The following is a 10210-nucleotide window of genomic DNA, read 5'->3' on the forward strand; positions in this document are numbered from 1 at the left end:
CGGCGGGGCACCACGGGCGTACCTGCTCGGGTTGGATCCGGGCGGTGAGGGCCGGGTGGTGGTGGCGCTCGGCGACCCGGACCACGCCGACCGGGTGTTGACCCACGTGCCGGGGATGACCGCCGGGCTGGACGACGCAGCCGGCGAGCTGGGCCGAGCGGCCCGGGTGCTGGAGCGGTGCGCCGCGCTCGCCCCGGGCGAGCCCAGCGCGGCGGTGCTCTGGTTGGACTACGACGCCCCGGACCTGCTGACCGAGGCCGTCTCGACGGGTCAGGCCCGGGACGCCGGCGGGGCGTTGCACCGTTTCCAGGAGGGGCTGCGCGCCAGCCACGACGGGCCACCGGCTCGGCAGACGGTGCTCGGGCACAGCTACGGGTCGGTGGTGGTGGGTGTGGCCGCCCGGGAGCACGGGCTCGACGCCGACGCGCTGGTCTTCGTCGGCTCGCCCGGTGTCGGCGCGTCGCACGCCGGCGAGCTGGGCGTGCCAGCCGGGGAGGTCTGGGCGAGCACCGCCCCCGACGACGTGATCCGGGCGGCCCGACCACCGGAGGAGCTGGGCCGCAGGGCCCTGCTGCGTACGGTGCCGCTGGCCGCCGTGGTGGGCTGGCCGGGGCAGAGCGGGCACGAGCTGTGGTTCGGGCACGACCCGTCGGATCCCGGGTTCGGCGGCCGGGTCTTCGGCAGTGGGCGAGGCGGTCACACCGGTTACTGGGACCCGGGCAATCCCGCGCTGGACGGGATGGCCCGGGTCGTGCTGGGCCGCTGAGGCCTACTCGACGGTGACCGACTTGGCCAGGTTGCGGGGCTGGTCCACGTCGTGCCCCCGGGCGGCGGCGATCTCGGCGGCGAGCACCTGCAACGGCACGGTGGTGACGAGCGGGGCCAGCAGGGTGGGCGTACGCGGCACGTAGATCAGGTGGTCGGCGTACCGGACGACGGCCTCGTCACCTTCCTCCGCGATGACGATGGTCCGCGCGCCACGAGCCCGGACCTCCTGGATGTTGGAGACGACCTTGTCGTGCAGCATGCCCCGGCCGACCGGCGAGGGCACCACGCAGATCACCGGGGTGCCCTTGTCGATCAGGGCGATCGGGCCGTGCTTCAGCTCACCGGCGGCGAAGCCCTCGGCGTGCATGTACGCCAGCTCCTTGAGCTTCAGCGCACCCTCCAGGGCCACCGGGTAGCCGACGTGCCGGCCGATGAACAGCACTGTCGGCTCGGACTTCAGGTCCCGGGCCAGCTCGCGGACGGGCTCGATCCGGCCGAGCAGCTCCCGCAGCTTGCCGGGAATCTCCTGCAGCTGCGCGACCACCGCGCCCACCTCGTCGGCGAACTTGATCCCGCGCACCTGGGCCAGGTGCAGGCCGATCAGGTAGCAGGCGACGACCTGGGTGAGGAACGCCTTGGTGGAGGCGACGGCGATCTCCGGCCCGCCGTGGGTGTAGAGCACGGCGTCGGACTCGCGGGGGATGGTCGAGCCGTTGGTGTTGCAGATCGCCAGCACCCGGGCCTTCTGCTCCTTGGCGTGGCGCAGCGCCATCAGGGTGTCCATCGTCTCGCCGGACTGCGAGATCACCACGATCAGCGTGGACCGGTCGAGGACCGGGTCGCGGTAGCGGAACTCGCTGGCCAGCTCCACCTCACAGGGGATCCGGGTCCAGTGCTCGATGGCGTACTTGGCGACCATGCCGGCGTGGTACGCCGTGCCGCAGGCCACGATGAAGATCTTGTCGACGTCGCGCAGATCCTGGTCGCTGAGGCGGACCTCGTCGAGGCCGATCTCACCGGTCTCGGTGAGCCGGCCCAGCAGCGTGTCGGCGATGGCCTGCGGCTGCTCCTCGATCTCCTTGAGCATGAACCAGTCGTAGCCGCCCTTCTCCGCGGCCGAGGAGTCCCAGTCGATGTGGAAGTCCTTGCCGGCGGCGGGCTGGCCCTCGAAGTCGGTGATCTCGATGCTGTCACCGGTGATCAGTACGATCTGGTCCTGGCCCAGCTCGACCGCCTCCCGGGTGTGCTCGATGAACGCGGCCACGTCGCTGGCCAGGTAGTTCTCCCCGTCGCCGCGGCCAACCACCAGCGGCGAGTTGCGTCGGGCGCCGACCACCGCACCGGGCACGGCGGCGTCGACGGCGAGCAGGGTGAACGCGCCCTCCAGTCGCTGGCAGACCACGCGCATGCCGGCGGCGAGCAGCTGCGGGCTGTCCGGCTGGCCGGCGGCGCGCAGGTCGGCCAGCGCGGCGGCGAGCAGGTGCGCTGCGCACTCGGTGTCGGTGTCGCTGGTGAACTGGACGCCGTCGGCCTCCAGCTCGGCGCGGAGCTTGGCGAAGTTCTCGATGATGCCGTTGTGGATCACCGCGACCCGCCCGTCCGGGGCGACGTGTGGGTGGGCGTTGCGGTCGGTCGGGCCGCCGTGGGTGGCCCACCGGGTGTGCCCGATGCCGGTGGTGCCGTCACCGATGCCGATCGGGCTGGCCGCGCAGGAGGTCGGGTCGTCGGCGGCCCGCTCGGAGAGCACCTTCTCCAGGTTGGCCAGCTTGCCGGCCTTCTTCTCGGTCAGCAGCCGGTCTTCGCAGACGATCGCCACGCCCGCCGAGTCGTAGCCGCGATACTCCAGTCGCCGCAGCCCGTCGAGGACGATGCCGAGTGCGGGGCGCGCGCCCGCGTATCCCACGATTCCACACATGGCCCGCAGCCTAACCCAGTTTCACTCATGATGGGTGCTCGAAAGTCGGGTAAACGAACATCAAGTTTGAGCAAACCGCCGAGGCGGCAACGACGACCGACGCGGAAACCCGACCTGAGGTGCCGCGATGCGCCCGACGCCCCCACACCTACCCGTACAGCGAGACCGCAAGCAGCGACCCGCCAGCTGCTTCGGCCGAATCTCCGAGGTCGAGCTGACAGGGCAGGCCCCGTAGGCTGGCGGCGTGACGACGAGCACCGATGTCGACCCGCTGGTGGCCCGGATGCGGCCGTTCGGCACGACGATCTTCGCCGAGATGTCCGCCCTCGCCGTACGCACCGGCGCGGTCAACCTCGGGCAGGGGTTTCCGGACACCGACGGCCCGCCGGAGATGCTGGCCGCCGCCGCCGAGGCGCTGCGCGGCGGGCAGAACCAGTACCCGCCCGGCCCGGGGATCCCCGCCCTGCGCGCGGCCGTCGCGGCCCACCAGCGGCGGTTCTACGACCTGGCGTACGACCCGGACGGCGAGATCGTGATCACGGCGGGTGCTACCGAGGCGGTCGCGGCGAGCATCCTCGCCCTCTGCGAGCCGGGCGACGAGGTGGTCTGCTTCGAGCCGTACTACGACTCGTACGCCGCCTCGATCGCGCTGGCCGGCGCGGTCCGCCGGCCGGTGACGCTGCGTCCCACGGCCGACGGCCGGTACGCCTTCGACCCGGCGGCGCTGCGCGCGGCGTTCGGCCCGCGCACCCGGCTGGTGCTGCTGAACTCACAGCACAATCCGACCGGCAAGGTCTTCACCCCGGCCGAGTTGGCGCAGGTCGCCGAGTTGTGCCAGGAGTTCGACGCGTACGCGGTCACCGACGAGGTGTACGAGCACCTGGTCTTCACCGACGCGGCGAGCGCGCACGTGCCGCTGGCCAGCCTCCCCGGAATGTGGGAGCGGACGCTGCGCATCTCGTCGGCGGGCAAGACATTCTCCTGCACCGGGTGGAAGATCGGCTGGGCGAGCGGCCCGGCGGCGCTGGTCTCGGCGGTGCTGCGGGTGAAGCAGTTCCTCACCTACGTCAACGCCGCACCGCTGCAACCGGCGGTGGCGGTGGCGCTGGCCCTGCCGGACGACTACTACACCGGCTTCCGGGACAGCCTCCAGCAACGGCGTGACCAGCTCGTCGGCGGTCTCACCGACGCCGGGTTCGAGGTGCTCGGCTCGGAGGGGACGTACTTCGTCACCGCCGACATCACCGCCCTGGGCGGCCGGGACGGGGCGGAGTTCTGCCGGTCGTTGCCGCAGCGCTGCGGTGTGGTGGCGGTGCCCACCCAGGTCTTCTACGACGACACCGACGCGGGCCGGCGGCTGGTCCGGTTCGCCTTCTGCAAGCGCCCCGAAGTGCTGGCCGACGCTGTCACCCGGCTGCGCGGGCTGGCCGGGCACCGCTGAGGGTCGGTCACCCGGCTGCGCGCGCCGGTCCGGCACCGTCCGTCGCTGGTGGCGACGACGCGTCGGCGGCGGACGCCGCGATCTCCGACGGTGAGCCGGCCAGGGTGGCGAGCAACGCGCCGCCGTCGGCCAACAGCACCGCCTCGGCATCGTTGACGAAGGCGAGGTCGGCCTCGACGTGTCGGCACGCCGCGGCGAGCAGCAGCCCGACCACCGGGTCGGCGGCCTTGCGACGCAGCCCGTCGAGATTGCGCAACTCGCGAAGCAGGTGCCCGCGTTGGTTGCTGAGCACGGTGCGGACGATCTGCGCGGAGCCCGATCGGGCCGCGGCGGTGACCTTGAGGAAGAAGTCGTCCCGGAAGCCGCCGCTGCGCGGACTCGGCTCGTCGAGCCAGCGGCCGAGTTCAGCCCGCCCAGCGGGAGTGATCTGGTAGACCACCCGGTCGGGTTTGACCTGCTGGGCCTGCCGCTCGGCGATCACCAGGCTGTCCCGGGAGAGCCGGTCGAGGATCTGGTACAGGTGGCCGATGTTGAGCGGCCCCCACTGTGGACCGGCGGCGGCCTCGAAGGCGCTCTTCAACTCGTAGCCGTAGCTCGGGCCGCGTGCGAGCAGCGCCAGGACCGCGTGCTGGATCGCCACTGTCTCCTCCATGTCCGCTGACCGACTGGGCCAGGTCTTGCATTGTGACAATGTAACGCGCAGAGTGTGGGGAGCACACGGGGAGGCGCGACATGCTCGGGTTCATCTGGGCGCAGCTACGCGGCCGTGCTGGTCGGTCGGTGGCGCTGCTGGCGGGCGTGCTGGTGGCGACCACCGGCTTCGTCGTCCTGACCGGCGCCACCACCACCTCCCGCCTCGAGGTCACCGGCGCTGTCGAGCGCGACACCCGGGCCGCCTACGACATCCTCGTCCGTCCGCAGGGAGCCCGCACGCCGCTGGAGGTCGAACGGGGACTGGTCCGTCCGAACTACCTCTCCGGCCTGTTCGGCGGCATCACCCCCGCGCAGTACGAGCAGGTGAAACAGGTCGCCGGCGTCGACGTGGCCGCGCCGATCGCCATGCTGGGTTACTCGACCTCGTCCGTGACGGTCCGGTTCGACCTGACCGACGCGGTCGATCGTTCCCTGGATCAGCAGGTCATCCGGCTCGACCCCACCTTCACCGCCGAACGCGGGCTCACCACGGCCCCGAGCCGTCCACGCTACGTGTACGTGACCAAGCGCCCGCTGCTCTACCCCGAGGGCGGCGACCCGAACGCCCCCTCCATCCCGTACTCGGACGGCCGGATGTATCCGTACGACCAGGAGTGCGGGGATGTCCCACGGGAAGTGCTTCCGGACGGGCGGAGCCAGCCGATCTGCGACCCGCACCTGATCCCAAGGTCGGCGAACGATGGATGGACCTCCGAGCGGGAGAACTGGAGCGTCGACACCGTTCGACTATTACCCGATGGGCGCTTCGAAGAGAACAGTTGGCAGTCCGGTCGCGCCAAGCGCGTCGCCACCGACCAACTGGTGGCCACCTACCGGGTGACGGTGCCGTTCCTGCTGGCCGCCGTCGACCCCGAGGCGGAGCAGCGGCTCGTCGGCCTCGACGACGCGGTGATCGAGGGCCGCGCTCTTCGACCCGACGACACGGCCACCGACACCCACCTCCCCATGCATATACCCGAACGGTTCATCCCGGTGTTGAGCACCAGCCGCCCCTACCTCGATGTCACAGTGCGGTCCGCCCTCACCCGGCTGCCGCAGGCGCGCCCCGCCGGGTTGAGCATCCCCGACCTGGAGCAGGCGCTGTCCGGCGCCACCGGGGTCAAGGTCGGGACCGAGGAGTACGCGATCGCCGACGGGTACCGCGACCTGCTCGCCGCGGGGATCTCCCCGACCGCCTGCTGCCGGGGTGAGTAGCAGACGATGATTCAAGCGGGTGCCCCGGAGTACGACCGACTCGCCGACGGCACTCTCCGTGCTGGCACGCGACCGCCGTTCGATGCCAAGGCCTTCGGCACCGACAACACCTACAACTTCGACGGACGTCCGTGGTCGGCCGACGACAACGGCTTCCGCCCGCTGACCGCGGTCCCCATGCAACCGCCAGGCCCGATCGTCCAGCTGCGGGACTGGCGGACCGTCGGCAGCTTCGAGCCGGAGAAGCTGAGCGGGTGCAGCGCCCTGTCCCGGCTCCCGCTGGAGACGTACGAGCCGCCACGCCTCGACGGCGCGGACGAGCGCAGCCGCCAGGCGCTGGGCGGCCGGCCGCTGGAACCGAGCGGCAACCCGGCCGGCTACGTCTCCGCACCGCCTCTGCTGCTCACCAGCCTGGCGGCGGTGCCGAAACTGATGGAGGGCAGCCCCAGCCCCAGCCGGACGGCGCCGATCAGCGCGATCCGGATCCGGGTCGCCGACGTCTCCGGCTACACCGAACGGTCCGCCGAGCGGGTCCGGCTCATCGCCGAGCGGATCGCCGACACGACCGGGCTGGACGTCGATCTCACCATCGGCTCGTCTCCCGCCCCGCAGACCGTCGAGCTACCGGCGGGCCCGTTAGGCCGGCCCGACCTGCGGCTGACCGAGCCGTGGTCCGCACTCGGGATCGCCTCGGTCATCATCAAGGCGGTCGACCGTAAGAGCCTCGTTCTGTTCGGGCTGGTGCTTGTGGTCTGCGCGCTGTTCCTTGGCAACGCGGTCTCCGCCGCCGTCCGGGACCGCCGCCCCGAACTGGCGGTGCTCGCCTGCCTGGGCTGGTCAGCCCGGCGGATCGCGGCGCTGATCCTCGGCGAGGTGGCCGCGCTGGGGCTCGCCGCCGGTCTGCTGGCCCTCGGGCTGGCGTTCCCGTTGGCCGCCGCGCTGAACATCGAGATCGGCTGGCATCAGGCAGCGCTCGCCGTACCGGTGGCTCTGCTGCTGGCGCTGGTGGCGGGCGTGGCCCCGGCGCTGCGGGCTGCGGGCGCGCACCCGGCCGCCGCGCTGCGGCCCATGGTCGCCCCGGCCCGGTGGGTGCGGCGGCCGCGCAACCTGTTCGGGATGGCAGTGGTCAATCTGGTCCGCACCCCCGGGCGCACGCTGCTCGGGGCCGGAGCGCTGGCCATCGGGCTGACCGCGTTGACAGTGGTCAGCGCCGCCGCCTACGCCTTCCGTGGCGCGATCGTCGGCAATCTGCTCGGTGACACCGTCTCGCTGAACGTACGGGGTGCGGACACCCTGGCCGCGGTCGTCACGGTCCTGCTGGGCGCGGGTGCCGTCGCCGACGTGCTGTACCTGAACGTCCGGGACCGCGCCGCCGAGTTGTCCACGCTGCGTGCTGTCGGCTGGACGGACACCGCGCTGAGCCGCCTGGTGGGTTACGAAGGGTTCCTCATCGGCGCGCTCGGGGCGGTGGCCGGCGCGGGGCTCGGGCTCGCCGGGGCCGCCTGGCTGGTCGGCGCGCTGCCGGCCGCCCTGATCATGGTCGCGGCCGCGGTGGCCCTCGGCGGGGTGCTGCTCACCTGTCTGGCGGCGCTCGTGCCGGCCGCGTTGCTGCGCCGGCTCCCGACCGCACGGCTACTCGCGGAGGAGTGACGATGGAGGCAACCACCGGCAGCACGGTCCGGACTGTCGGGCTGAACCGGCAGTTCCGCACCGGCACGGAAAAGTTGACAGCTGTCGACGACGTCTCGTTGGAGATCACGGCCGGGTCGGTGGTGGCGCTGACCGGTCCCAGCGGCTCGGGCAAGTCCACACTGCTGCACCTGATCGGCGCCATCGAGCAGGCCGACAGCGGCACCGTCACCGTCGACGACGTGGAGATCACCTCGCTGCGCCGTGCCGCACTGGCCCGCTACCGGCAACGGGTCGGGTTCGTGTTCCAGCGCTACCACCTGCTGCCCGCGCTCACCGTGTTGGACAACGTGATCGCGCCGGTCCTCCCCCGTCGAGGCCGGACCGATCACGCGACGCGGGCCCGCGAACTGCTCGACGCGGTGGGCCTGGCCGGCCGAGAGCGCGCCCTGCCCGCGCAGCTCTCCGGTGGCCAGCAGCAACGGGTCGCCATCGCCCGGGCCCTGATGGGCGCGCCGGGCCTGCTGCTGGCCGACGAGCCCACCGGCAACCTCGACTCCACCACCGGTGGGCAGATCCTCGACCTGCTGCTCGACCTCCGTGACCGGCACGGCATGACGATCCTGCTGGCCACCCACGAACAGGCCATCGCGGCCCGCTGTGACCGGCTGGTCCGGCTGGCCGACGGACGCGTCACCGAGGACCTCGACCTCACCGACGGCGAGGACCCGGCCGACACGTACGGGCGGGCGACCCAACTGCGGTTGTGAGGCCGCCCGGAGGTGGCCTCAGGCGACCGGGCTCGCGGTGCGGACCAGTTCGGCGATCCGCTCGGCGACCGACCGGGCGGTCGCCTCGGTGGCCGCCTCGACCATCACCCGGACCAGCGGCTCGGTGCCCGACGGGCGCAGCAGCACCCGACCGGTCTCCCCCAGCTCCGCCTCGGCCCGCTCGACCTCGGCGCGGACGGCTGGCGCGGCCGCGCCGATGGTCCGGTCGCCGACCGGGACGTTGATCAGCACCTGGGGCAGCTTGGTGACCACCGAGGCCAGCTCGGCGAGGGACTGGCCGGTGGCCGCCATCCGGGCCATCAGGTGCAGGCCGGTGAGCACCCCGTCGCCGGTGGTGGCGTGCGCGGGCATGACGATGTGGCCGCTCTGCTCACCGCCGAGCGCCAGCCCGGAGGCGCGCAGCTCCTCCAGCACGTACCGGTCGCCGACCTTGGTCTCGATCAGGCGGATGCCCTGCGCGGACATCGCCAGGCGCAGCCCGAGGTTGCTCATCACGGTGGCCACCAGGGTGTCCTGGGTGAGCGTGCCGGCGTCCCGCATGGCCAGCGCGAGGATCGCCATGACCTGGTCGCCGTCCACCTCGTCACCGTCGGCGGTGACCGCCAGGCAGCGATCGGCGTCGCCGTCGTGGGCGATGCCCAGGTGGGCGCCGTGCTCGACCACTGCGGCACGCAGCGCGTCGATGTGGTTGGAGCCACAGTCGTCGTTGATGTTCAGGCCGTCGGGCTCCGCGTAGATGGCGATGACCTCGGCGCCGGCCTCCCGGTAGGCGACCGGGGCGACCTCGGCGGCGGCGCCGTTGGCGCAGTCGACCACGACCTTGATCCCGTCGAGCCGGTGCCCAACGGTGCCCACCAGGTGCTGGACGTAGTGGTCGGCACCGTCGAGCAGGTCGTGCACGCGGCCGACGCCGGCGCCGATCGGCCGGTCCCAGGCGGTGGTGGCGTTCGTCTCGACGGCCGCCTCGATCCGCATCTCGATCTCGTCGGGCAACTTGTGCCCACCGGCGGCGAAGAGCTTGATGCCGTTGTCCGGCATCGGGTTGTGTGACGCGGAGAGCATCACACCCAGGTCGGCCTTGGCCTCGGCGGTGAGGAACGCCACCGCGGGGGTGGGCAGCACACCGACCCGGACGACGTTGGCGCCGGCGCTGGTCAGCCCGGCCACCACGGCGGCCTCCAGCATCTCGCCGCTGGCGCGGGTGTCCCGGCCGACGACGGCGAGCGGCGGGTGGCTGCGGTCCGTCTCGGCGAGTGTGTGCGCGGCGGCCACCGCCACCGCCAGTGCCAACTCCGGGGTGAGATCCGCGTTCGCCCGCCCGCGTACGCCGTCCGTGCCGAACAACCGACCCATACCCGCCAACCTCCGAATGAGCACTGCCTGTGAGGAGAAAGCGGAACGGCCGACCCGCCTCCCTCGACGAGGGGGAGGCGGACCGGCCGTCCGTCAGAAGTACAACGCGCTGGGAAAGATCAGCGCTTCGAGTACTGGGGAGCCTTACGGGCCTTCTTGAGGCCGTACTTCTTGCTCTCCTTGACCCGGGCGTCACGGGTGAGGAAGCCGGCCTTCTTCAGGGCCGGGCGGTCGTCCGGCTCGTTGACGATCAGCGCGCGGGCGATGGCCAGCCGCAGCGCACCGGCCTGGCCGGTGGTGCCGCCGCCACGCAGGTTCGCGATGACGTCGAACTGCTCGGGCTTCTCGGCGGTGACCAGCGGGTCCTTGATGAGCTGCTGGTGCACCTTGCTCGGGAAGTACGCC

The 10210-nt window shown here is 72.2% G+C and carries 9 protein-coding genes; 5 read left to right on the top strand and 4 right to left on the bottom strand.

All coding sequences use genetic code 11. From position 1 onward, the window contains the following. A partial coding sequence (locus KBX53_RS11250; protein ID WP_247675454.1) for an alpha/beta hydrolase occupies positions 1-766 on the top strand: 766 nt, incomplete at its 5' end. Positions 767-769: 3 nt separating this feature from the next. On the opposite strand, the gene glmS is transcribed toward KBX53_RS11250, so the two are convergent. After that, complete coding sequence (gene glmS / locus KBX53_RS11255; protein ID WP_030330009.1) at positions 770-2683, bottom strand: glutamine--fructose-6-phosphate transaminase (isomerizing); 1914 nt, start codon at positions 2681-2683, stop codon at positions 770-772. Positions 2684-2927: 244 nt separating this feature from the next. On the opposite strand from glmS, the gene KBX53_RS11260 reads away from it, so the two are divergent. Next, positions 2928-4124: a pyridoxal phosphate-dependent aminotransferase gene (locus KBX53_RS11260; RefSeq protein WP_210859009.1), complete on the top strand. Its 1197-nt coding sequence runs from the start codon at positions 2928-2930 to the stop codon at positions 4122-4124. A gap of 7 nt (positions 4125-4131) precedes the next feature. On the opposite strand, the gene KBX53_RS11265 is transcribed toward KBX53_RS11260, so the two are convergent. After that, the gene (locus tag KBX53_RS11265; protein WP_210859010.1) at positions 4132-4764 is read right to left on the bottom strand and encodes a PadR family transcriptional regulator; all 633 of its coding nucleotides are present in this window, start codon (positions 4762-4764) and stop codon (positions 4132-4134) included. Positions 4765-4856: 92 nt separating this feature from the next. Between KBX53_RS11265 and KBX53_RS11270 the strand changes: the two genes are divergently transcribed. Genes KBX53_RS11270 through KBX53_RS11280 form a run of 3 tightly spaced genes read left to right on the top strand, consistent with a single transcriptional unit; the run spans position 4857 to position 8431 of the window. Continuing rightward, the gene (locus tag KBX53_RS11270; RefSeq protein WP_210859012.1) at positions 4857-6032 is read left to right on the top strand and encodes a hypothetical protein; all 1176 of its coding nucleotides are present in this window, start codon (positions 4857-4859) and stop codon (positions 6030-6032) included. Between the two features lie 6 nt (positions 6033-6038). Next, a complete protein-coding gene (locus tag KBX53_RS11275) occupies positions 6039-7682 on the top strand; it encodes an FtsX-like permease family protein (RefSeq protein ID WP_210859014.1) in 1644 nt (547 codons plus the stop codon). 2 nt (positions 7683-7684) lie between these two features. Then, complete coding sequence (locus KBX53_RS11280) at positions 7685-8431, top strand: ABC transporter ATP-binding protein (protein WP_210859016.1); 747 nt, start codon at positions 7685-7687, stop codon at positions 8429-8431. Positions 8432-8449: 18 nt separating this feature from the next. Here KBX53_RS11280 and glmM read toward each other — a convergent pair whose 3' ends face one another. Further along, a complete protein-coding gene (gene glmM / locus KBX53_RS11285; RefSeq protein ID WP_030329999.1) occupies positions 8450-9805 on the bottom strand; it encodes a phosphoglucosamine mutase in 1356 nt (451 codons plus the stop codon). A gap of 119 nt (positions 9806-9924) precedes the next feature. Further along, a partial coding sequence (gene rpsI, locus KBX53_RS11290) for a 30S ribosomal protein S9 (protein ID WP_210859018.1) occupies positions 9925-10210 on the bottom strand: 286 nt, incomplete at its 5' end.

The sequence above is a fragment of the Micromonospora sp. M51 genome (assembly GCF_018070305.1).
In the GTDB taxonomy this organism is placed as follows: Bacteria; Actinomycetota; Actinomycetes; order Mycobacteriales; family Micromonosporaceae; genus Micromonospora; species Micromonospora parva.